This window comes from Paenibacillus gyeongsangnamensis (genome assembly GCF_027533625.1).
Taxonomy (GTDB): Bacteria; Bacillota; Bacilli; order Paenibacillales; family NBRC-103111; genus Paenibacillus_G; species Paenibacillus_G gyeongsangnamensis.
Genome location: NZ_JAQAGZ010000021.1, coordinates 19,006 through 43,230, shown reverse-complemented (window position 1 = coordinate 43,230; position 24,225 = coordinate 19,006). Strand labels below are relative to the sequence as shown.

23 protein-coding genes are annotated in these 24,225 nt (G+C 44.7%); 21 read left to right on the top strand and 2 right to left on the bottom strand.

Going from position 1 to position 24,225, the window contains the following annotated elements; translation table 11 throughout:
* The first annotated feature begins 237 nt into the window (after window positions 1-237).
* On the top strand, window positions 238-1,191 hold the full coding sequence (locus O9H85_RS27345) for a D-2-hydroxyacid dehydrogenase (protein WP_269884584.1): 954 nt from the start codon (window positions 238-240) through the stop codon (window positions 1,189-1,191).
* 50 nt (window positions 1,192-1,241) lie between these two features.
* On the top strand, window positions 1,242-1,712 hold the full coding sequence (locus O9H85_RS27340; RefSeq protein ID WP_269884583.1) for a heme-degrading domain-containing protein: 471 nt from the start codon (window positions 1,242-1,244) through the stop codon (window positions 1,710-1,712).
* A gap of 151 nt (window positions 1,713-1,863) precedes the next feature.
* Here the strand turns inward: O9H85_RS27340 and O9H85_RS27335 are convergent, their stop codons facing one another.
* Both O9H85_RS27335 and O9H85_RS27330 read right to left on the bottom strand, forming a co-directional pair.
* On the bottom strand, window positions 1,864-2,001 hold the full coding sequence (locus O9H85_RS27335; RefSeq protein ID WP_269884582.1) for a hypothetical protein: 138 nt from the start codon (window positions 1,999-2,001) through the stop codon (window positions 1,864-1,866).
* Window positions 2,002-2,170: 169 nt separating this feature from the next.
* Window positions 2,171-3,643: an arylsulfatase gene (locus O9H85_RS27330; protein WP_269884581.1), complete on the bottom strand. Its 1,473-nt coding sequence runs from the start codon at window positions 3,641-3,643 to the stop codon at window positions 2,171-2,173.
* 659 nt (window positions 3,644-4,302) lie between these two features.
* Between O9H85_RS27330 and O9H85_RS27325 the strand changes: the two genes are divergently transcribed.
* The 19 genes from O9H85_RS27325 (at window position 4,303) to O9H85_RS27235 (ending at window position 24,214) form a co-directional block, all read left to right on the top strand.
* Complete coding sequence (locus O9H85_RS27325; RefSeq protein WP_269884580.1) at window positions 4,303-5,637, top strand: ABC transporter substrate-binding protein; 1,335 nt, start codon at window positions 4,303-4,305, stop codon at window positions 5,635-5,637.
* 76 nt (window positions 5,638-5,713) lie between these two features.
* Window positions 5,714-6,607 carry a carbohydrate ABC transporter permease gene (locus tag O9H85_RS27320; RefSeq protein ID WP_269884579.1) on the top strand — a complete coding sequence of 298 codons (894 nt, stop codon included), beginning with the start codon at window positions 5,714-5,716 and terminating at the stop codon, window positions 6,605-6,607.
* A 12-nt stretch (window positions 6,608-6,619) separates the two neighbouring features.
* On the top strand, window positions 6,620-7,483 hold the full coding sequence (locus tag O9H85_RS27315; protein ID WP_269884578.1) for a carbohydrate ABC transporter permease: 864 nt from the start codon (window positions 6,620-6,622) through the stop codon (window positions 7,481-7,483).
* 37 nt (window positions 7,484-7,520) lie between these two features.
* Window positions 7,521-8,540 carry a C45 family autoproteolytic acyltransferase/hydolase gene (locus tag O9H85_RS27310; RefSeq protein WP_269884577.1) on the top strand — a complete coding sequence of 340 codons (1,020 nt, stop codon included), beginning with the start codon at window positions 7,521-7,523 and terminating at the stop codon, window positions 8,538-8,540.
* Window positions 8,541-8,551: 11 nt separating this feature from the next.
* Window positions 8,552-9,310, top strand: coding sequence for an amidohydrolase family protein (locus O9H85_RS27305; protein ID WP_269884576.1), 759 nt, complete (start codon window positions 8,552-8,554; stop codon window positions 9,308-9,310).
* Window positions 9,307-10,053 carry an amidohydrolase family protein gene (locus O9H85_RS27300; protein ID WP_269884575.1) on the top strand — a complete coding sequence of 249 codons (747 nt, stop codon included), beginning with the start codon at window positions 9,307-9,309 and terminating at the stop codon, window positions 10,051-10,053. Before O9H85_RS27305 ends, O9H85_RS27300 begins: the two co-directional genes overlap by 4 nt.
* 46 nt (window positions 10,054-10,099) lie before the next feature.
* Complete coding sequence (locus O9H85_RS27295; RefSeq protein WP_269884574.1) at window positions 10,100-10,813, top strand: glucosamine-6-phosphate deaminase; 714 nt, start codon at window positions 10,100-10,102, stop codon at window positions 10,811-10,813.
* A 13-nt stretch (window positions 10,814-10,826) separates the two neighbouring features.
* Entirely contained in the window at window positions 10,827-11,966 is a 1,140-nt protein-coding gene (locus O9H85_RS27290; RefSeq protein WP_269884573.1) for an NHL repeat-containing protein, read from the top strand.
* 53 nt (window positions 11,967-12,019) lie between these two features.
* Window positions 12,020-13,486: a serine hydrolase domain-containing protein gene (locus O9H85_RS27285; RefSeq protein WP_269884572.1), complete on the top strand. Its 1,467-nt coding sequence runs from the start codon at window positions 12,020-12,022 to the stop codon at window positions 13,484-13,486.
* Between the two features lie 340 nt (window positions 13,487-13,826).
* Window positions 13,827-15,197, top strand: coding sequence for a four-carbon acid sugar kinase family protein (locus tag O9H85_RS27280; RefSeq protein WP_269884571.1), 1,371 nt, complete (start codon window positions 13,827-13,829; stop codon window positions 15,195-15,197).
* A 30-nt stretch (window positions 15,198-15,227) separates the two neighbouring features.
* Window positions 15,228-15,875, top strand: coding sequence for a GntR family transcriptional regulator (locus O9H85_RS27275; protein WP_269884570.1), 648 nt, complete (start codon window positions 15,228-15,230; stop codon window positions 15,873-15,875).
* A 35-nt stretch (window positions 15,876-15,910) separates the two neighbouring features.
* Window positions 15,911-16,576: a class II aldolase/adducin family protein gene (locus tag O9H85_RS27270; RefSeq protein ID WP_269884569.1), complete on the top strand. Its 666-nt coding sequence runs from the start codon at window positions 15,911-15,913 to the stop codon at window positions 16,574-16,576.
* Between the two features lie 27 nt (window positions 16,577-16,603).
* Window positions 16,604-17,623, top strand: a complete 1,020-nt coding sequence (locus O9H85_RS27265) for a zinc-dependent alcohol dehydrogenase (protein WP_269884568.1) — start codon at window positions 16,604-16,606, stop codon at window positions 17,621-17,623.
* Window positions 17,624-17,665: 42 nt separating this feature from the next.
* Window positions 17,666-18,388: a creatininase family protein gene (locus O9H85_RS27260; RefSeq protein ID WP_269884567.1), complete on the top strand. Its 723-nt coding sequence runs from the start codon at window positions 17,666-17,668 to the stop codon at window positions 18,386-18,388.
* Between the two features lie 376 nt (window positions 18,389-18,764).
* Complete coding sequence (locus O9H85_RS27255; RefSeq protein ID WP_269884684.1) at window positions 18,765-20,189, top strand: sensor histidine kinase; 1,425 nt, start codon at window positions 18,765-18,767, stop codon at window positions 20,187-20,189.
* On the top strand, window positions 20,179-20,916 hold the full coding sequence (locus O9H85_RS27250; protein WP_269884566.1) for a response regulator: 738 nt from the start codon (window positions 20,179-20,181) through the stop codon (window positions 20,914-20,916). The genes O9H85_RS27255 and O9H85_RS27250 overlap by 11 nt, the downstream gene beginning before the upstream one ends.
* Window positions 20,917-21,017: 101 nt before the next feature.
* The gene (locus O9H85_RS27245) at window positions 21,018-22,358 is read left to right on the top strand and encodes an ABC transporter substrate-binding protein (protein WP_269884565.1); all 1,341 of its coding nucleotides are present in this window, start codon (window positions 21,018-21,020) and stop codon (window positions 22,356-22,358) included.
* Between the two features lie 125 nt (window positions 22,359-22,483).
* A complete protein-coding gene (locus O9H85_RS27240) occupies window positions 22,484-23,362 on the top strand; it encodes a carbohydrate ABC transporter permease (RefSeq protein WP_269884564.1) in 879 nt (292 codons plus the stop codon).
* 12 nt (window positions 23,363-23,374) lie between these two features.
* Entirely contained in the window at window positions 23,375-24,214 is an 840-nt protein-coding gene (locus tag O9H85_RS27235; RefSeq protein ID WP_269884563.1) for a carbohydrate ABC transporter permease, read from the top strand.
* The last annotated feature ends 11 nt before the right edge of the window (window positions 24,215-24,225 follow it).

Below are 24,225 nucleotides of genomic sequence, written 5' to 3'. Positions count from 1 at the left end.
AGCTTACGTATGGTTAAGGTATAGAACATGTAAAGCTTGGAAAATCCGGTCTGAAGGTAAGCGGATAGGGGGACGTCTTGATGACTCCACCTGTCCTTTTCTTATCATGTGCACTGCTTCGATTCCTCTTATGGTGTCAGTCAAAACCAATTGCAATTATGAGGGTGACCTGTACGCTGGTTTATTATGTCTTGCTTAGGCCTAAGAGGCTAGATAATGAAAGTGAGGAGGGCAATAGTGCCTAAGATCGTATATCTTCGTCCGATGTCTCCGAAGCAACTCGAACGGATTTCCACGGTCATTCCAGCCGGGTGGGAAATGATTCATGGCGAAAAAGAGCAATGGTCCGTCCATTTGGAAGATGCCGAGATTCTGGTTGGATGGAACGAAACGGCTGCCGAGCAATGTTTGCATCCGAACACAAAATTAAAATGGGTGCAAAATTGGGGGGCGGGAGTGGACCAAATGCCGCTTGCTAAAATGGCAGCACTTAGGATCATTTTGACAAATGCCAGTGGAGTGCATGCTTTTCCGATTTCCGAAACGATCTTGGCGATGATGCTAGCCTTTTCAAGAAAGCTTCACCTTTCGATCCGCCATCAGGTCCAAAGTATATGGAAATCGACGGGCGAGCTGCATGAAATACACGGCCAGACGATGGGCGTAATCGGAGTCGGGGCGATCGGTGAGGAAACAGCCAGGCTAGGCAAGGCTTTCGGCATGGAGGTGCTCGGGGTGAGAAGATCCGGAGAGCCATCGCCCTATGTGGACAGAATGTTCGATCATTCCGGACTCGATGAGGTGCTGCGTCTAAGCGATTTCGTGATTGCTACGCTTCCTTTGACTCCGGAGACGCGTCATTTATTTGGAAGAAGAGAATTTGCCCTTATGAAGCCGTCGGCACATTTTATCAATATTGGAAGGGGCGGAACGGCGAATACGGAGGCTTTGCTTGAAGCGCTGCGCGAGGGCCAAATCTCCGGTGCGGGGTTGGATGTATTCGAGCAAGAACCTTTGCCTGAGACGAGTCCGTTGTGGCAGCTCGACAATGTCATCATCACCCCGCATAATTCAGGCTCGACCGTTTATTATGATGACAGAGCGATGGAGATTTTCCTGACAAACTTGAAGGCATATCTTCATAACGGTCGACCGTCCTGCAATCTGGTGGATTTTGAAAAGCATTATTAAACAGACCCTTCAACACCGTCACTAATTTACTGGAAAAGGAAGTGTTCCCTTTGGAACAATACAACGCTTTATTACAGACATTGTTACAGGAAGAAGCTGACCTCCGTTTTTCCGTTTTCACGAATGAAACAGCCTACAAGGTTGGGAGCAGAATTATAGAAAAAGCGATCCGAGAGCATAAATCAATCGTTGTCGACATTCGAAGAAACGGCGAGTTGTTATTTTACAGCAGAATGGACGGCAGATCTTCTCATAACGATGAATGGGTGTCATGGAAAAATAACGTCGTCCATCACTTCGGCCATAGTTCCTACTATATGCACGTATTTCTGAATTCGACAGGTTCAACGGTAGAAGACTCCGGCCTCGACCCGAATGATTACAAGGCTGAAGGCGGCGCCTTTCCGTTACATTTGGAAAATGAAGGTATTGTAGGAACCATCACGGTATCGGGACTGCCTGGTGAGGAAGATCATAACATGGTTGCTTCCGTGTTAAAGGAAATACTCTTGAGGAACTAATGGGGATTTAAATTGGTGGGGGCTTTTGCACTTGCGTTGCTTTTATCAGCACTGAGCAATAAGAATTAATTTGGGGAAAAGTTGTGTAAATTGGTGTTAATATTCCGTCAAAAAGTTAACAGTTATCCCTCTGGGTACATGTAATCCAATTTTAGTATTGATTTTTATAGGAGTCTCGGGATTCGCTTGCCGTAAGCGAAACAAGCAGCCATTCGTCGATAATGAGCAGGCTGACCTTCTTGTACAAGGCGATCACTTTCTTGTACGTGCTTTCCCCAGGCACGGTCAAAGGTTGAATTCATCCGCCCATAACCATCTTGAACGACCAGTTCCCGCCGGGTACTGGTCGTTCACTTAAGTATCTAATTTCAGATGTTCATTTGTCGAATCATTGTTTATCGATTTTTAAGATAGATTTGTTAATATGGAAGAGATTTTTGTACCAGAGCCGGATTTTATCATTTTTTAAATTCTCTCTCCCACGCATCCAGTCTTTCCTTGTATTTTGGTGAAGTCAGGTAAGGCTTGCCGGATTGATTAACCAATTGGTCACCGTCTGTTAAGCCGGCGTTGCGGGGCGATAGTTCCGCTACCAAACGGGCTCTCCATTTTTGAAGTTCGTGCGAATATTCTTTTTTTTTCGCCAAATTTATAGTCTCATCTCTACCTTCGGTTAGATCAAATAATTGCTCTATTCCTACTCGTGGTAACCAAATATATTTCATTCTCCCATCCGTCAAGTATTGCATTTCTTGTTCCTCCGAATAGCAGGTGCAATGTTCGCCGTGAATATAACTCCGCTCGGTCTGTTCTCCCCGTATTAATCCGAGCATACTTATTCCGTCTACAGTTTCGGGGATTTCTGTTCCCGTGGCTTCCAATATGGTTGGCATAATATCTTGCAGCAGAACAGGAGCATCAATTCTTTTGTACGACGGTTTTCCTAATGACTCGGGCAATCGCACAATCATCGGAATGTGGGCGGAACCTTCATAAGCGTACGTTTTCCTCCACAAGTTATGATCCCCTAACATGTCGCCATGATCGGATGTGAAAATAATTAAAGTATTTTCCAACTGTTGGATTTTTTGCAGATATAACAGAAGTCTACCGATCTGGTGATCTATATGATGAATGGAACCGTAATACCCGGCTCTTGCGCGTCGAATTTCTCCTTTGCTTCTTACTCCTCTCCAAGCATCCGGTTTGGCGGCATCTTCTTCGACATCGTGGATGCTTGCCCAATCGCCAACATAGGGTTCAGGTACTTGTTTTTTCTGATATAAATCAAAATAATAGGGTAATGCATCGTAAGGGGAATGAGGCCGGGCAAACGATGTCATTAGAAAGAATGGTTTGCTTGGATCGCGTCTTTTCAAAGCTTCAATGGATTGATTTACGGTCCAATTGGTCGGATGTAAAAATTCAGGCGCATGGTATGGGCGTGCCATCCAGGAGTTCCAATCGATTCCGTGATCGACGATGTCAAAATCACCTGTTTTATTTCGATTGAACCACTGCCTGTAATCTGATATAAATCCAGGCGATTCCTCTCTTCCCGATTCATCGAGAAAAGTACTATGAAAACCGTTTAATAGTCGCTGAGGATGGAAATGCATCTTCCCGACTCCCTGAGTATGATAAGCGGCTTTGCTTAATTCACCAGGCAATGTATGTTGAAAGCCTCCGCCCATGGGACCTTGCCCATTGCCCATGCCGAGAATTCCCGTGTTCCACGGATGCATACCGGTCATGATCGAAGCTCTCGCAGGCACACAAGAAGGGCAAGAGGAATAAGCGTTCTCGAACACAACTCCTTCAGAAGCAAGCCAATCCAGATTTGCAGTCTCGATTACGGAATTGCCGTAACATCCAAGGCTGTCCCAACGTTGTTGATCGGTCATAATAAATAAAACATTCGGTTTACTCATGTATTAACACCTCAAATGATTGGTTTTTCATCCCGTAATGGCAATTCCCTCTATAAAATAACGCTGATCTCCTCCTTTCAAAAAGGATATAGTCTGTCACCATCATATTACATCGAATCATAAAATCTGAATAGTTTTTCGTGAAAATATAAAGGATTGAAGAGAAATCAAATTATGTTATAATGAGAAGAAGAAAGCGTTTTCCTAAGCGGCGTAGCCACGCTTTCTACTCGGGCAGACTTTCCTGGCATTCGGCAGAAAAAAGGCGTTAGCATTTTCAACTCTGGAAGGATGATGGGCATTTACACTATTTCATTTCGAAAAGATATCGATTTCTATAATTTGGATATAAAATTGTGGGTTAAAAATTACCTTATTTTCTCGAGTTCAATAACATGTTATATAACATAACATATAGTCGGTGAATAATTAATAAACTCATTGACATTCATTGTTTTAGTCATTAATATGTTATATAAGCTATCATAAATTTTGAAAGATAAATATTTAAAGGGGTGATATTAAAAAATACATGAGAAGTATTATTTCATCATAAGAACTCGTGGTTTCAATTTTTTTTACTAAAAAAAGAAATCGATTACTGTAATCTGGAATCAAACGAACCGTCTTGAAAAAATTCACAAAAAAGAGGGAAAAAGATGGCTAAAAAATGGAAGATGATGTTGGCGTTTGTATTGGTCATTTCCTTGCTTTCTGCTTGCTCCAGCCCGTCGGGCACATCAACAAACTCGACTAGCGCACCGTCCGGTTCTGGAACTGCAAGCAATCAAAACGTAACGATCGATTATTGGTCGGAATTCAGTCAAGGTGAGCCGCTGCAAATTTGGCTAGCCGATGCATTTAAACAATTTGAAACCGAAACGGGCATCAAAGTGAAGCCGACTTGGGCAGGCCGAGATGTTATCACTACATTGCGCAGTAAATTAATGTCAGGCCAAGTTCCCGATATCGTCGAACAGTCGAACTCGGAGCTGACGGCGGGCCTGGTCGATAATGGCCTTGCTGCCCCGTTGGATAGTTATTTGGCGACAAAAGCGTATAATTCCAGTCAAAACTGGATTGACACGTTCACACCCAACGTTCTAAACCAGATGAAATATAAAGACAACAAAATTTACGTGCTGCCGCGGGACACGTATACTTCGGGATTTTTCTACAGCGCATCTTTATTTAAGAAACTGGGCCTTCAGCCTCCGCAAACCTGGGATCAATTCTTGCAAGTATGCGAAGCTTTGAAGAAACAGGGAATCGCCCCGTTGGCTGCAGACGGGAACATTCAATTTTATAACTTCTGGTATTTCGCTTGGCTTGCAACGCGCGAGGTTGGACCGGACAAACTCTATGCTGCAGCTGCCGACAAAACGGGCGAGTCGTGGCGAGATCCGGGATTCCTTGAAGCTGCCAAGAAATTGCGTTACCTGATCGATCATCAATATCTTGCCCAAGGCTATGAGGGCTCCGCGTACCCAGCCGGCCAAGTGAACTGGATCAACGGCAAGGCGGGGATGATTCTTAACGGCGCTTGGCTGCCTTCCGAAATGGCGAAGCAAATTCCGGATGGCTTCGATATGCAGATGTTCAAGTTCCCTGACCTTGGCCAGTATGACGGGAAAGTAGCGGAAGTATGGACTAACGGTTGGGTTGTTATGAAGGATTCCAAGAATAAAGACGCAGCCGCTCAGCTTCTGAAGTTCTTGACGGCCAAGGCTCAAATGGACAAGCTTGTGCAATTGGGCACCCCAGTGTCGACGAAAGAATCGCCAATGCCGACCGGATTAAGTGCCCAGGCCGATATTTTCAATAATGCTTCGAAGGTTGTTCCGAAATGGGGCGGCTTAGAGAAGGACTTCGCCGAGTTGGATAAGAGGGTACTATGGGCGGTTGACGATCAATTGTTCTTCGGGAAAATTACGCCTGAGCAATTCATTGACCAAATGGTGAAACAGCAAAAGGCTTACTACGCCAGCAAATAACATCGAATGTAATCATTAAAACTGATAATATCCCGATCTGAGCATACAGATCGGGATATTAGAGGGGGGGAAGTCATTGAGGCGTTTCGGTAGATCCAAAATCATTATCCCTTTTTTGGCGCCGGCATTAATCATCTATGGCCTGTTTTTTCTGTATCCCACGGTTCAAGCCCTCTGGGTAAGCTTTAACGAGTGGTCGGGTTTTGTTCCGCAGATGCAATATGTAGGCTTAAAAAACTTCAAAGAATTGTTTCAAGACGGCATGTTTCTAGCTTCACTCAAGAATACCTTAACAATCGCTTTTGTCGGTGGTTTTTTTGTTATCGGATTGGCGCTGCTGTTTTCGGGAATGTTGAACAGGCCCAATTTCAAAGGCAAGAAGCTGGTGCGCTCCATCATCTTTTACCCGAATGTGGTGCCGGCCGTCGGCTTAGGCGTACTTTGGGTATTCATGTACAATGACACGTTCGGCCTGATCAACGGAATTTTAAAGCTGTTCGGGCTCAATTCCTGGACGCATGCATGGCTGAATACCACTTGGGCTTTTCCATCCGTACTGGCGGCGATGGTTTGGACTTATGTAGGGTTTTATCTAGTCATTCTGCTGGCCGGCATCGGTAAAATTCCGGAGACGCTGTTTGAAGCGGCCAGAGTGGAAGGCGCGGGGCATTGGAGAATATTTTTTACAATTACCATTCCGTTGATCATGGATTCCATCATCGTAGTGACCGTCCTTTGGTTTATCAATGCAATCAAAGCATTCGATTTGATCTATGCGATGACGGAAGGCGGGCCTTCAGGGGCGACGCAGACGGTGAGCATTTATTTATACGATATCGCCTTCGGCAAGCGAGTAGCGATCTTCAGAATGGGTTACGGAACTTCGATGGCCGTCGTATTGCTCGTCTTGGTCATTCTCGGAACCTCGCTTATCCGGCTTGCTTCGCGACGTGAAAAAATCGAATTTTGAGGAGGGGATCGCGTGGCAGGGACGAATTCCGCTAGTAAACGTAAGATCGTAAGCCAGCTTGCCGAATTACCGTATTACGTGTTATTGGGCGGTTGGGCGATTTTCACGATTTTTACCTTCATCTGGATCATGTATACTTCGTTTAAAACGAACAAAGAACTGTTTTCCAATGTTTGGAGCTTGCCTTCCGTTCTGCAATGGCAAAACTATGTGACCGCTTGGGTCTCCGCGAAGATGGGCACTTATTTCATGAACAGCGTCTGGGTAGTGGGAGGATCGATCGTCCTTACGATTGCTATCGCTGCGCCTGCCGCCTACGTACTAGCCAGATATAAATTTTTTGGCAATTCGGGGATTATGTCCTTGTTTCTGGCAGGCTTGGGAGTGCCGGTTCAACTGCTGCTCGTTCCGCTGTTCACGCTGCTGAACAAAATCCATTTAACCAATTCGCTGACCGGATTAATTTTAGTATATACTGCCGTTTCTTTGCCATTCACCATATTTTTGCTGTTGGGCTTTTTTAAAACGCTGCCTTCCGAATTGGAAGAATCGGCGGCCATTGACGGAGCTTCGGAAGTTACAACGTATTATAAGATCATGTTTCCTCTGGCGCTTCCAGGTGTCGTAACGGCGGCCATCTTGAACTTCATCGTCATTTGGAGCGAATATTTGCTCGCGTTGGTATTAATCAACGACGAGAACAAACGCACGTTGTCGCTTGGCGTTTACAATTTGAAAAATACGATGACTTACACCTCCGACTGGGTTGGTATGTTTGCGGGAGTCGTTATTTTATTGCTTCCTTCGATGATTATCTTTGCGGTGTTGTCGGAGAAAATCGCTTCCGGAATGACCGTTGGTGCGACAAAAGGATAAGTTGTCGGAGGATTAACCAAATCGGGAGGCAGACGAAATGCTTCACATTTCTTTGTTCGGTACACCAAAGGAGCGCGGCAGAGCGCAAGGAGAAACTTTCCGTCCGCAGATTCATGAGCTCTTGGAGCTGTCGAAGTCGATGTTCTTATCAAGCATAAAGCTCGATGATGTGAGCAAGCTGCTAACGCAGATGTTCGAATATACGAATCAATATGAGCCGGACTTGATTGCAGAAATGGAAGGCATTAGCGAAGCGGCGGCGGTTGATCTACAGGATATATTTTTGCTGCATGCGGCTTCGGCAGTGTCTTCGCTAGGCCCGAATTGCACCAATATCGTGATCAATCACAAGACGGATGGGCCGCTGCTGGGAAAAACAAGCGATATCGGCGACGACTATAAATATTACATGCTGCAGCAAACGACCACGCACGACGGTCAGCGGTTTATCGCGATCGGTTGGGTCGGAACGGTATGGATCGAAGTCGGAATGAATCATCACGGTTTTGCCATCGGACAATCGTCGGCCCCGATCGCACCGAATCAGGACGGCTCAGGCTTGCCGACCTTAATCTGTCCGAGACCGGCGTTAACCCGCTGCAAGAGCGTCCCGGAGGCGATCCAATATTTCCAAACCCGCAAAATGGCCGGCAAAGGGCTGAATATGATGCTTCTCGATCAGGACGGCAATAGCGCTGTCGTGGAGAAATCAGGTTCGTACCAGAAGGTTCGTTCTGCGGACAATTCGGTTCTATTCTGCACGAATCATTTTATTTCGGAAGAAATGAAAGATTTTCGGTCATTAAATATTAACGGCATCCAGGAAAACTCGCACGCCAGATTTGCATATTTAAGCAGGACGCTTTCCAGCAATCCGGAGCAATTTGGCAAGCCAATGCTTCAGGAAGTGCTCAAAAGCCATGAAGCGCCTATCTGCCAGCACGCCGATTCGAACTTAAGCACCCATTACGCTTATATTTTAGCTCCGCGCCAGCTGGAGTTCATGATTACCGACGGCCATCCTTGCGAGAATGAGTTTCAGACATATCGAGTATAAGGAAGATGAACATGAGCAAATTTATAGACGTTCATTGTACGGTAGGAGAAGGGCAGGATGTTCCTTTTTCCGTTGAGGAGCTGCTTGAAGTTATGGATCAATATGGCATCGAGAAAGCCGTATTGTCGCCTTCACATCAACAGATGGCAGTTGACAATGAAATTGGAAACAATAACATCCTTACCTACAAGAAGCAATATCCCGATCGTTTGTTAGGCTATGCCACCGTGAATCCATGGTATGGACGCAAGGCTGAGCTCGAGCTGGAGAGAGCGCTTGACGCAGGATTGTCGGGGGTTAAATTCCACCCGGCGCTGCAAGGATTTTTTGCTTTTGATAGCGGCAAGATGGATCCGCTGATGAAGATAGCGGAAAAGCATCAAGTGCCGGTTTATTTTCATACGGGCACTCCGGTATTTGCGCTGCCGCTGCAGGTGGCGGAGCTGGCCATGAACTATCCAAGCATCCCCATCATTCTCGGCCGTATGGGAAATACGGATTTTTGGATCGATACGCCAAGAGCCTTTGCAATGGCAAACAATATCTATGTAGATACTCCGTATACGATGCCCAACAATATTTCAAAATTAGCCGACATCGATATCAACCGGATTTTATTTAGTGCGGATTTGCCCTATTCCCATGCCGAGATTGAGATGCAAAAAATTGTTGACATCGGACTGGATGCCAGCGGGCTTGCCAAAATCAGCAGGGATAATTTCTATCGGATATTTGGCAATAAGCCTCTGAACGGAGGTGTTTCCGGATGATCATCGATTTTCATACGCATCTGCTGGGAGGCAATGCATTCAACCTCGGCCTGAAGAAAGGCCATGAAGCGATTCAGGTTATGGATCGGTATGCGGTGGATAAAGCCGTCATCTTTACAGTCGACGGGTTTTGGGGAGATTACATCGATGACAACACGTATATGTATACGCAATCTCAGGCTTATCCGGACCGATTGTTTCCATTTGCCACGATAAATCCCCGCGACGGTAAACGGGGGCTGCTTGAGCTCAAGCGATGTTTGCCAGACTTGCAGATGCGGGGAATCAAATTTCATCCGTGGCTTCAAGGATTCTCGCCGCTTGAATCCTTCATGGACGATATTGCGAAAGTCGCCATCGAATATGACGTGCCTATATTATTCCACGATGGTACGCCGCCGTATACAAGCCCGTTGCAAATTGCGCTTCTCGCCGCAAAGTTTCCCGAATTGAAAGTGGTGTTGGGGCATGCCGGCTTGATGGACTTATGGCCTGAGGCGATTGTCGCCGCAAATCGCCATCCGAATGTTTATTTGAACTTCAGCGGCGGCACCCCATATAAAATTTATGAAAAAATTATCGGCATGACGGATATTGACAAAATTGTTTTCGGCTCCGATGTATTCGGCGACGATTATGTGCTTCCTTACCAGCTTGGGAAAATCGGGAAGCTCGCGATCGATGATGAGTCAAAGAGAAAAATACTAGGCGAAAATGCGATGCGGCTGCTTAAGCTGAACTAATACATTAAAAATGACTACAATGGAGGGAAATGATGGAACTGAAGTGATGGTTGATCCTAGAGAGCTTGGCAAAGAGGCTGCGCGCATAGCGACGCAATCGATCCGTGACGCAATCGAGCGGCAAGGAACGGCTCGAATCGTCTTGTCCACCGGCGCATCGCAATTCGAGACGATTGAAGAGTTGATCGCTTCCGATATCGATTGGACCAAGGTGGAAATGTTCCATTTGGACGAATATGTCGGCTTGTCTGAGCAGCACCCGGCAAGCTTTCGGAAATATTTGAAGGAACGCTTTACGAGCAAGGTTTCATTAAAAAGCGTCCATTTTGTTGACGGAGAAGTCGATTATTTGGCGAAAATGGCCGCATTGTCAGAAGAGCTGCGGAAAGCGCCCATCGACCTGGCCTTGATTGGAATCGGAGAAAATGCCCATATCGCATTTAACGACCCGCCAGCCGATTTTTCCACGAAAGAACCTTTTATCGTTGTTAACTTGGACGATGCGTGCAAATCTCAGCAGGTGCGGGAAGGATGGTTCCCGACCCTTGACGATGTGCCGAAACAGGCGATTTCCATGTCGGTGCATCAAATCATGCAGTGCAAACACATTATTTCCTCCGTCCCTCACAAAGTCAAAGCGGAGGCGATCAAAAAAACGTTGGAGAGTGACATTACTCCGGAGATTCCCGCAACGATCTTAAAAAGCCATTCTCAATGGTCGCTCGTGTTGGAAACCGAATCGGCTGCTTACATCAAATAGAGGTGATTTGAACTTGTTGAAGTCCAGGGCTTACAAAATTACCGATCAAAGGTTCGATAATTGGGAAGAAGATGTCGAGGGCAAGTGGATTTATGACGATTTTATCCAACATAACGATTATAAGCACGGATGGATCTCTCTAACCAGTTTGCTGAACGATGAACAACATAAATCCATCTACGTCGGTATCGGAGCATTCGATACAAATTTGCTGTATACCTTCGATCGGGAAACGAAAACGTTCACCGATTTGCAATACAAGGCGGTTGCAGATCCGTACGACGCCAAGTTCCATTGCTCGCTGGAAATGGATACGAACGGGGACGTATACGGAGCGTTGGCCCAGTTTCACGACGTTGACAAGCAGTTTATCGCTAAGGGCGGGCGTATCGTAAAATATAGCCCCTCTACCCGGACCTATGAGTTTTTGGGGATTCCGGTGGAGGGGGCCTACATCCAGTCCATAGCCTTAGACCGGAAACGTCGAATGATTTATGGATTTACGCTGTCGCCGGAATATTTGTTCCAACACAATTTGGCAACCGGAAAATCGGAAATCGTAATGAATATCGGCAACAGCTTTGAGCTTTGCCAGAGCCACAACCCGGTCATCGATGACGAAGGGAACGTCTGGGGCACATACGGCATCACCAGGGCATTCCTATACGATATGGGGATCGACTCGATTCGCTTGTTCAAATACAATCCGGACGATGGTCAGGTTCAATTTTTCAAGCACGGGCTCCCCAGACTCGGCGGGAAGGATAAGGGAAAGGTCGATCGCGCCATCAACATCGGCGACAGCTATTTGTATTTCGGCGGGGTTTCCGGCTCTTTCTCCCGCTTGAATCCGGCCAATGGCGAGGTGAAAAGTTACGGTAAGCCTTGCCCGAACATGCGGCTTGCCGGCCTTTGTTACGGAAAAGACGGATATATTTACGGTGCCGGCGGCGATCATTACTACGTGACCGTATTTCGCTTCGATCCAGTATCGGAGCGTATCGAAACGCTCGGCAGAATATTCGACGAGACGATTGGGGAAGCCCCCGTACGTATTCATACGATGACGATAACGGACGATGGTGTCTTATATTGCGGGGAAAACGATAACAACTATCGCTCGAGCTACTTGTGGGAAGTACAAATCGTATAATGGTTTATATATTAAAAATGCATTCTAAAAATTTAAAGGAGAGTGATTAACTTATGAAAAGTGAATTGTTTTTACCGGCATCTTCGCCTGAAAGTGTAGGGATTCCTTCTTCGGCAGTTCTCAATTTTATTGAGAGAATAGATAGAGATCAAATATGTATGCATGGGTTCTTATTGTTACGAAAAGGTCAAATAGCCGCTGAAGGCTACTGGTCACCCTATTCCGAGAACAGTATGCATCGTATGTATTCAGTGAGCAAGAGCTTCGTAGCTTTAGCAATAGGATTGATGGTTGATGAAGGAAAGATCAATCTGGATGACCAAGTTGTTAAATTTTTTAAGGATAAAACCCCTCAGGACATACATCCCTATTTGGCCCAAGCAACCATTAGAGATCTTTTAATGATGGCGACTCCTCATACCACAACATCTTATACACGTCATGATAGTGACTGGGCTGCCACATTTTTTAATAAAAAGCCTTCACACCCCCCCGGAACAATCTTTTCTTATGACACTTCAGCTACGGTTATTCTGGGCACTATTGTGGAACGGAAAAGCGGAGTTCCTTTTCTGGAGTATATGCGTGAGCGCTTGCTTGATCCTATCGGATTTTCTAGGGATGCCTGGTGTATCGAAACACCGGAAGGTACATCATGGGGGGGATCAGGAGTTATATGTACCTTGAGGGATATGGCTAAATTGGCTTATGTATGCATGAATAAAGGCCGTTGGAACGATCTGCAGTTAATATCAGAACAATATATAAATGCAGCTACATCGAAGCAAATTGACAACTCTTTTTCAGACAATCACGGATATGGGTATCAAATATGGATGGAGAAAGATAACGGCTTTGCGTTCAGAGGGATGGGGTCCCAGCTTGCACTTTGTTTCCCTGGTAAAGACCTATTATTTGCTTGCATAGCTGATACACAAGGCGCAGGTACAGGAACAGGCATTGATCATGCTTTTCGTGAAGAAATATTCAGCAAAATAGAAGATTCCCCCTTGCCCTATGATGCTGAAACGAATTCCAACCTGAATAATAAAATCGAAAATCTTAAGATCATACCCCAACAAGGAAAACCGACATCTTCATTAGGACAGAAAATAAATGGTAAATGGTATCATTTAAATGAAAATCCGATGGGAATATCAAAAATGCGTTTCATTATTAATGGAGACGAAGGTAGATGGGAATATGAAAATGCCTCAGGTGAACACCAGCTTACATTTGGCATAGGAAAGATACTGCACGGAGTGTTTCCTCAAAAAAACTATTTTGGCGAAAGAATTGGAACAATACCGGGCAGATGCTATGATTGCCTTTCCTCTGCAGCATGGGTGGAAGAACATAAACTGAATATGCTTGTATATATAACCGATATTTATCTTGGTACACTAAAATTATCTTTTTCGTTTAAAGAAAATGAGATATCTATTTATATGACTAAAGCAGCCGAATGGTTTTTAGATGAGTATACGGGATTTGCGGGCGGTTTTTTGGCAAATGACTAGAGCGGAATGCGCGGAAAAGAGATTACCGATTGCCACATGGTCTATCGATCCCTTGTTTCTTTTCTAAAGTAAAATGGGCAGTTTAGTCGGTGGTATTTTTGCTCATTTGAGTGAGAGATTAATATTGTTAGGGACGGATTGGGGACGCGAGTTATTGTGTCCCTTCTTTAAGCTTCTCCACCCTTCGAACCTCCGAATATTCGACAATAAAGCGAATTATTCGTTGACCATTGTGCGTTCTCTATGTACAATAGATACCAAATAGATTTATCATAAATCTATGTTCCGAATTGAGGCCGATACAGCTGCATGAAAAAAGAAAAAAAGAAGGAGGTAAGGAATGCAAAATAATTCATTGTTATTAGCGTTTTACGGAGATGATTTCACGGGATCTACTGACGCGATGGAAGCGTTATCGATTAACGGGTTTCGAACCGTGCTATTTTTGGATGTGCCTACGCCCGAAATGCTGCAGCAATTTGAAGGTATTTGCTGTTTCGGGGTAGCCGGCACAAGTCGGGCGAAGGGAATAACGGACATGGAGTTGGAACTTCGTCCTGTCTTTGAACGCCTCTCTAAAGTTGCTGTTCCTGTGATTCATTATAAAACGTGCTCTACTTTCGACTCTTCACCTGAAATCGGTAACATCGGGAAGGCGATTGAACTGGCCATGGATTATTACTCCAACCAAAAGATAGTTCCTCTGTTGGTGGGAGCGCCTCCATTGGGACGTTTCACATTATTTGGACAGCACTTTGCAAGAATGCATGACACGGTTTATCGTTTAGATCGTCATCCGACCATGTCGAAACATCCGATAACGCCTATGAATGAGGCGGACTTGAGACTGCATTTAACCAAACAAATGTCCGTCCCCAAAAGCATAGGGCTGATGAATATTTTAGAATTGGAGGGTGGGGTTGATGAGGTAAAGGAACGCTATGATCAAAAAGCGAAAATGGGATTCGATATATTGCTTTTTGATGTATTGGATGATGCACGCATGCTCACGAGCGGTCGCCTTATTTGGGAGAGCTCTCAGGAATCCCCACAATTTGTAGTCGGTTCTTCCGGCATCGAGTATGCTCTTACGTCATACTGGAAATCGATCGGGTTGCAGCCTCCCGCCGGTGGATTGTTAACAGAACATATCCAGTCCTCCGATCAGATGCTTGTGGTTTCGGGAAGTTGCTCGCCTGTCACTAAGCAGCAAATTGAAATCGCCATACAAGCAGGTTTTCAAGGGATCAAGATTCCGGTAGAACAAATCATGAATACCGATGAACTTCCGCAAAATCTTTTAAATGAAGCGATCGGATACTTAAAAGAAGGCAGAAGTGTGATTCTTTATACCGCTTCCGGACCGGATGACGGAGCGATCATCGCTACTCGGGAGCATTTTAATAGGATGGGCTTAGATGAATCCCAATCAGGTGAATTTATTGGCAGACAATTGGGCAAGTGGACGCTAAAGATTGTGAATGAATCAGGTGTTCGGCGTATTGTTGTGGCCGGCGGAGATACATCGGGTTTTGTAACAAGTGAAATGAATATTTTTGGATTGGAAGTGCTTCTTCCCGTTTCTCCAGGCGCACCTCTGTGCAAAGCTTACTCAATGGAAGAATCGATGAACGGGATTGAATTGGCATTAAAAGGGGGACAGCTTGGCAGCCCGGATTATTTTCTCAAAATAAAGTACGCATCGTCGTAATAAATAAACCGTCGGGGAGTAGAATCGAAATTGAAGAAAATAACGGGAATTCGTTCGCCGCTTTTAAAAGATATCGCCTATGACAAAATAAAAGAACGGATATTGGATGAGTATTTCCAACCGGGACGGTTTCTATCCGAACGGGAATTGATTGAATTTCTTGAAATGAGCAAAACTCCGATAAAATCAGCATTGGTACGCCTTGAAGCGGAAGGCTTTGTGACTGTTGCATCGAAGCAGGGCATTATTATTAATGACTTATCTATCGATAAAATAAAGGATATTTACAACCTCCGAATCGCTCTGGAAGCATATAACTGTGAGCAGCTTATCGGTACTATAACGGAGGAACAGCTTGGCTTGCTTGAGCAAAATTTAAAAGAAACTGAAGTATATGTTGAGCGCCTGGATGTAAAAGCATTCGCCAAGTTGGATCACGCTTTTCATCTCCTCATTTGCGAGTTCACCGAAAATCAAGAAATATATCGCGTTCTCTTAAATTATCAGGATCAATTATTACGAATTACTCTGCGTCATTTGAAGAAAGACCCCTATCGAATGCATCGGTTTTTGAAAGAACATGTGGCTATCTTCGAACATTTGAAAGCAGGAAGCTCTCAAGCCGTCCTTCTAATGAAAGAGCATTTGCAAGAAGCGAAAAGAACGTTGTTTATTTAATATCTTTGCAATAAATTGTAGAAAAGGTGATGGTAATGGAGCGAATAGAACCGTTTCAATCAGAGATTGTGCAAAAATTAAGCGAGACCGGTAAATACCTGCTAAGAAATCAGTTAGCTTGGGGTACATCTGGGAATATGAGTGCTCGTTTGGATGAAAATACGATGCTCGTTACCGCTTCGGGCACCGAAATGGGCAATCTAGCTCCCGACGATTTCACTGTATGCGATGTTCAAACGGGGAAATGGGAAGGTGAGCGGAAGCCTTCCAAAGAAGTACCCATGCACATCGGTATTTATCAACAACGTCCGGACGCTAAGGTAGTGCTACACTCATCCCCGTTTTACACGACACTCATAGCATGTAGCAATGAGCGAATCGACTCATCGTTGTTTATTGAGTCGATGTATTATCTCGAAGATGTCGCTTATGTCGACTACTATCATCCCGGAACCAAGGAACTCGGGGCTGCGGTCAAGGAAAAATCATCCGAGGCCAACGTAATTATTATGAAAAATCACGGAGTCATTTTATTCGATGAATCATTTGCAGATGCGGTCATGCGACTGGAAACATTGGAAATGGCAGCTCGTATGATCATAACGGCAAAATCATCAGGGATTCCTTTAAACAAACTGCCGGACGGTACGATCAGTGATTTTCTTGAAAACTCATTATATAAACCGCGCAAGAAAAAATAAAAATCGGATACCGAAAGGGAGATTGCTATGAAAGCTGTTTATGTTGACAGTCCGTACCAAATTGCTGTTAAAGAGGTTGAAACCGCTCCATTAGGAGAAGGCGATGTGCGAATTCAGGTAAAGGCTGCTGGAATTTGCGGGTCTGATATTCATGCTTATAAAGGACTTCACCCTTTCCGCAAGCCGCCAGTCATTATCGGTCACGAGGTCGCTGGAGAAGTTATTGAAGTAGGAAGCAAAGTTACCAGATTAAAAGTAGGCGATAAAGTAACCGTCGAACCGCAAGCCGGATGCGGGAAATGTGAGCCATGCCTTACAGGACATACGAACTATTGCAATACCAGGAAAGCTCCGGGGATTGGAAGTTGGTACGGAACGATGGCCGAAAATTTTGTTGCTCCTGAAGAATGTGTTTTTGTATTACCTAATGATATGGATTTCAAGACAGGGGTCTTAGCTGAACCGCTTGCTGTCGGGGTGCATGCGATTCGAAAGGGCGACATTAAAGTGGGGGACAAGGTAGCTATTTTAGGTACAGGGCCGATCGGACTATTGGCCTTAGCGGTAGCCAAAGAAGCCGGCGCCACCACGATCCTTGCCACCGATGTATTCGATTACTGCTTGGAAAGCGCTCTACAGCTTGGCGCTACCCATACAATCAATATTAAAGGGAAAGAGAATTGGGTAGAAGAAGCTAAACGGCAGATCGGCGAATTCGACAAAGTGTTAGTTGCAGTTGGTGTACCTCGTATTATAAATCAAGCCGTATCCCTCTTGCGAAAAGGCGGGAGAGTAGTAACCATCGCCATGTTTCATGAAGAACAATCTTTGGATATCATGCAGCTGCAGGGGCAAGAGAAAGAAATTGTGGGCTGTTTCTGTTATACGAGGGAAGATACGGCTACAGCTCTCGATCTTCTGGCTTCCGGTCGCGTTAAATATGATTCGATCGTGACTCACATTCTGCCTTACGATAAAGCGGACGAAGGATTCCGGATCGTTGATAAAAAACTGGACAACTCCTTAAAGGTATTAATCACCTTTTAAACGGAATTACCACTAAATTACTTAATGGGAGATGAGTTCTTTATGGAAAATAAATATAGATATGAAGAAATGATGCCTGCCGAATTCCTTGAAGCCATCGAAAGGATGCCTGTCGTTATCGTGCCGACAGGCTTGCTGGAATGGCACGGAGATCACTTGCCGCTTGGATTGGATGCGCTAAAAGCGCATGCCGTTTGCTTAAAGATCGCTGAGAAATTAGGGGGCGGCATTGTTTTGCCCCCCAATTATTATGGCCGGCCGGGCTATTCCAGATACGCCGGTACATTAACCTTCTCTGAGCCTTTAATGCAGCTTCTTTTCACCGAACTGTGCGATCAGTTGCGTAAAGTAGGAGCTCAAGTTATTGCGTTGATTACCGGTCATTATGGGCCGTGTCAGGTTAATTTTTTGAAAAACTTTGCCCAAAACTACATGGCCGAACATTCGGGAGTTACCCTTATAGCCAAGCCTGAATACGAAGGAGTAACCATAAACGGCGAAGTACCGGCAGACCATGCGGGCAAGTGGGAAACATCGATGTTTATGTATCTTTATCCGGAACTCACCCATATGGAAAATTATCAATTGGATACGCCGATTCGAAAAATATACGATAATCCGCCACACGATTGGTATAAAGAAAAACCGACATGGACTTGGAAAGAAGATCTGTCGAAATCCGCATCCAAAGAACTTGGCAAACAGTGCGTGGATACTATTACCGATGTGATCAGCACGGAAATCCTCGCCGCTTTGAACGCATAAATATAAGGGGATTACGGCATATTATGAAAGGAAGATAAGCTCAATCATGTTGAAAAAAATAATCAAATTCTTTAGTGGTTCTCTTAGAACGAAACTTCTGGTGATTTTGATTATTTTTAATGTAAGCATACTCATCTTATTAAGTTCAACACTCTACTGGCGTTCTTCTACGATACTGATTGATAAAGAAAAAGAAAAAAACAAGTTGGAGCTTCATCAATTAATTAGAAATATAGATAAACTTACCAGCGATTTAGATATTTCAACGAAAGAATTAATATATTCGCAAACCGTACAGGATGCGCTGAAAGAAGTCAATTTAAAGCATGACCTCGATTTAGACAGAAAGCGGATACTCGATAGCGCGTTGTCCAAAATGATCATCAATCATTCCGATATTGTTTATTCCATCAACTTGTATACGAATACCGGCATGTTTTTCTATGAAGGGCCTTCCCTTATTTGGTTAAAAAGCAGCGACTTTTCAGAGCTTGTCCAGTCCTCATTCTACAAAGAGATTATGGCGGGTGACGGCAAAATGGTGGTCGGTCCATACGATCCGGCCACCGGAACGTATGTGATCGGCCGAACGGTCAAGCTAATGGACGATTTATCGAGATTCGGAATACTGATTATGCACGTTAGATTTTCAGCGGTGCAGGCCTACTACAAAGAAATCGATACGACTATGAATTCCAAAATTTTGCTGTTCGATCAAACACAAACCATGATGGGATCGAACTCTGGATTGCCGGTTACATTTTCCGATTTCGATCAAAAGCGCGAGCTCTCTATTAATAATGCCAAATATTTGATCTCTTCGGAGACGGTTCCTTCGACCAATTGGAAGCTCATTAAACTTACGTCGTTCCAATCGATATTGGAGAGTACGCAGGTAATGAAGCAAGCCACTTTTCTAATAATCGCCGTCTATTTCACCTTTTTTATCCTGCTGTCCATATTCATTTCCAAATGGTTGTCCAGGCCGCTCAACTTGCTCACCAAATTGATGAAAAAGTCGCTGGAAGAAAGGTTTCTGATTAAATTTCCATTTGACGGAACCGATGAAATCGGACAATTAAGCCGCAGTTACAATCAGATGATGGACGAGATCAACGAGCTTATCAATAAGGAGTACAGGCTTAATCTTTTGAACAAAGAGATGGAGCTCAGCGCCTTGCAGGCGCAGATTAATCCGCATTTTATTTACAATACGTTGGATACGATCAATTGGGCCTCGAGAGTGAACGGAATGGTTGAAGTAGCGCAGCTTTCCGAGTCGCTCGGGAGATTGCTTCGAGTTTCCTTTCGGAATGAAGACAAAAATTATTGCATTAAGGATGAAATGGAATATGTATCCAGCTACTTGGCCATTCAGAAATACCGATTTGAGGAGCGTATTCAGATCACTCTCGAAGTAGATCCATCCGTTTTGGACATTCCCATTCCGAAGTTGGTCGTTCAACCTTTACTTGAAAACGCAATTGTCCACAATGTAGATCAATCCGACTTTCCCATAAGTATCTCCATGTATATTCATGCTGATGATGATCGTACTCACGTAGTTGTAAACGTACGGGATAACGGTGGCGGTATACCGGACGAGTACATGGATTTATTGCATAGGGCGGGTTCCGATCCACATCAACATTATCCGCACGGTATGCTCAATGTTCACCGCAGGCTGATGTTGAACTACGGAGCGAATTACGGTCTTCAAGTCACCACTTCGCCCGATGGGACAGCCATTTCCTTCAGGGTTCCGATCGACAATACAGGAGGGACGCAGTATGGAATTTAAATTGCTGATCTGCGATGACGAAAGAATGATTCGAGAAGGAATTCGCAAAGCGGTGCGCTGGGATCAATTGAATTTTACCGAAGTGGGGGTTGCATCCGATGGAGAGGAGGGCTGGAGCTGGATTTGCCGCTACCAGCCCGAAATTGTGATCACCGATATTAGGATGCCGAAGATGGACGGGCTACAGCTGCTTTCCCGGACGATAAGCGCGTTTCCGGACACGAAAGTGATTCTTCTGTCCGGATACAGTGATTTCGTTTATGCCCAGCATGCTATACGTTATCGAGCTTACGATTACATCTTGAAGCCGACAAACCCGGAAACGCTGGAAGAGGTATGCAGGTCGGCCCAAGCAGAATGGCAGAAAAGAGGGCAGGATCCGGCCCTGATTGAAAATGAAGGCAGTGGTAACGATTTGTTCACCCAGATTATAAAATACATTCAGAACAACTTTAGTCAAAGCATCGATCTAGAAAAGGCGGCAAGAGACATTCATATCAGCAGCGTTCATCTCAATCGGATTATGAAAAAAGAATTAAACACGACATTCTTGGACTATTTAACCAACGTGCGCATGAAGGAAGCAAAGAGACTGCTCCACCAAACCAAACAAACGGTGAGCGAGGTTTGTTATCGTGTAGGGTACCAAGACCCGAAATACTTCAGCCAACTGTTTCGCAAAATCGTGGGAACCAAACCGTCGGAATACAGTCAGAGTACCAAGTAGTTGATGTTGTTTTTTTCAACCTATATGTTCGGGTTCACCCATTTTGTGAAAGCACTTTTTGTTCTAGAATAAAGACATCAAAAGAAGAAGGGGATGTTCAAATGAAGCTTTCGAAAAAAGCAATAATCGTCGTTTCTTCATTACTTTGTGTTACTTCTTTGACTGCTTGTGGCAGCGGTTCCAACGGCAGCTCGGATCAGAAAGCCGGACAGACAACCGGCAAGGCTCCGGTCAAATTAAGTATGTGGGGTTGGATTAACGATACTTACCCTGCAAAGACCAAAGTTTTGGATGAAGCGATTAAAGAATTTAACGCACACAACGACTATAACGCGACCATTGAATACCAGTCCTTCACCACGAACGATTACAACACGAAAATTACGACAGAGGTAGCCGCAAATAATGCGCCCGATATTTTCTTCGTTCGTGAAGCCGGTTTCATGGCGCCATTCGTCAAGTCCGGAGCATTGGAGCCTATGGATACCTTGCTGGGCTCCGAATACAATAAGTTCGTTCCGGGTATTTTGGATCCGGTTACATTTGACGGGAAAAAATATGCAATACCCTCTGCACAAACTGCACAGCTGATCTATTACAATAAGGAAATCTTCGACCAGAATGGATTGACTGTGCCGAAGACGATGGATGATTTGCTCAATGTAGTGAAAACGCTTAAAGCCAAAGGAATTACCCCTTTTGCGCTCGGCAATAAAGATATTTGGACTGGCGGATTATACTTGAATATGCTCTCATACCGTTATGGAGGAAAGCAAGCATTCACCGATGTACAATCCGGCAAAATTCCTTTTACCAACGATGTCTTTATGAAAGCGGCTACCGACTTCTCGAAGATGGTTAGCGCAGGTGCGTTCAATCAAGATGCAAACAGCGCCAGCTTGGACGATTCGAGACAAATGTTCATTCAGGGCAAAACTGCCATGTGGGTGAACGGCACTTGGGAATTACCGACCCTTGGAGCCAAAACCGACGCTGCGAGCGGTGTGGCAAATCCCATATACGGTAAAGTAGGATTCTTCAACTGGCCAGAGGTTTCTGGCGGAAAATCCGGTCTGAACGATTGGATTCTGGCTCCCGACTGGAATATTGCGATCTCAAAAAATGCGAAGAACAAGGAAGCGGCCGCTGCGTTTATCAAGCTGATCACCTCGGATAAATACCAAAATATTATGGTTAACATTGCCCAGCTTCCGTCAACGAACATCAAATATGATAAAACGGCAGTCGCTCCGTTGCTTTCCAATTTCTTGGATCAGATTAGCCACGCCACCGATACGACAACGTTCCCGGATCGTATTCTCGGACAACAAACGCTTGGCGGAGAAATGAATAAATCGGTTCAAGAGCTTCTGATCGGTGAAGATCCGGCAAAGGTAATGCAAAGACTGGAAGATCGCGTTAAAAATATGCGAACGAAATAATCGACATTTCAAGTAACAGGCTATTCGGAGAGCCGTTGCATCCTTCAACTGTATTCAACTTGGGAAATGCAGCGGCTTTTCATTTCAAGCTTTTTGACTCAGCAATTATGGATTGAGGTGGTTTCATGCAAAAAATTTATAAGGACTACCGTGCGATTATCGTTTTGCTGGCCCCCGCCTTGTTTTTTTACCTGGTGTTTTGTTTGCTTCCTATTTTCGAATCGTTCTTTATAAGCTTATTCCGTTGGAATATCATGAACGAGAAAACATGGGTAGGATTGCAAAACTACATCGACATGCTGTCTGATGACGTATTGATACGCTCGGTTAAAAATCTTTTTATTCTGCTCATCGTCGATATCGTATTCAGCATCCCCATCGCATTTATGCTGGCCTGGCTGCTGACTTTGGGGCTAACCGGCACAAAAGCAGTCAGGTCGTTGATGTACATTCCCAACCTGTTATCAACTGTTGCTGTAGGTACACTCTGGGTATATATGTACCACCAACAATACGGGATCGTTAATCGGATCCTGGCCTTGTTCCATATCGAGATGAAAACGTCTCTGCTTGCGAACGCTTTTACGGTATTGCCGGCGATCGGCTTCGTTATGGCGTGGCAGCACATCGGTTTTTATATTTTACTCTATATGGTTGGTATACAAAACATTCCTTCGGATGTCAGCGACAGTGCCAGAATCGATGGTGTGAGCCAATGGCAAAAAATTCGATACATTACTCTGCCTATGATGAGGCCTGTCATAAGTGTTTCTCTTATTTTGTTAGCCACAGGCGCTTTCAAGTCTTTCGATTATGTGTTTGTCCTTACCAAAGGCGGTCCTAATCGTGCCAGCGAAGTTCTGTCTTCGTACATGTACGATGTCGGCTTTCTGCAAATGAATTTGGGTTACGCGGCAGCGATGGGATTCCTGTTGTTCATCATGTGCTTCTTGGTGATTAAATTGATTTCTCTGTTCGAACCCAAAGAAGAAATCCAATATTAGGGGGTGATTGAATTGACAAGAATCCGGGAAGTATCGGTCCCCGCCCGAACACTTCAGCATGTGCTCGTTTATCTATTTCTGATTTTCAGTTTATTTCCGGTAGCGTGGCTTTTGTTAAGCGCTCTAAAAACGAACCAGGAATTCCTGAACAGTCCTTGGAGCTTTCCGATCAAGCCCCAATGGATGAACTTCACGAACGCCTGGATGGTTGGAGGAGTACAAAAATACTTTTTCAACAGTGTAATTGTTGTCGCCAGTTCTGTCATTCTGTCTATAATGGTCACGGTTCCGGCCGGATTTGTGCTGCTTCGAATGAAGTTCCCGTTTCGTAATACGCTGCTTGCTCTTGTATTGATCGGTGTCATGGTGCCTGGACACGCAGTAGCCGTCCCGCTCTTTCAAATCCTAAATTGGCTGCATATTCGCAATAGTTATTTGTCCATGATTTTGCCTTATGTCGGATTTGCCGTTTCCTTTTCTCTATTGATCTTATCGGCTCGCCTCAAGACAATTTCCAGAGAATTGGAGGAAGCGGCGGTTATGGACGGTTGTGGCGCGTTCGGAATTTTTTTCAAAATTATCGCGCCGCTTTTGTCTGCGGAAATCGTAACGGTCAGCATCGTGAATTTCATTTGGATGTGGAATGAGCTTTTCTTTGCGATGATATTTACGTCATCTGAAAAAATTAGGACACTGCCGTTTGGACTTATGTCTTTCGTTGGAGAATACGGGACGAATTGGACACCGATGTTTGCGGCATTAGTCATTTCTTTCGTGCCTTTGTTTGTGATGTATCTCATTTTGCAGAACAAGATTGTCGGAGGCATGACAGCCGGCTCCATCAAAGGATAATATCTTGAGCA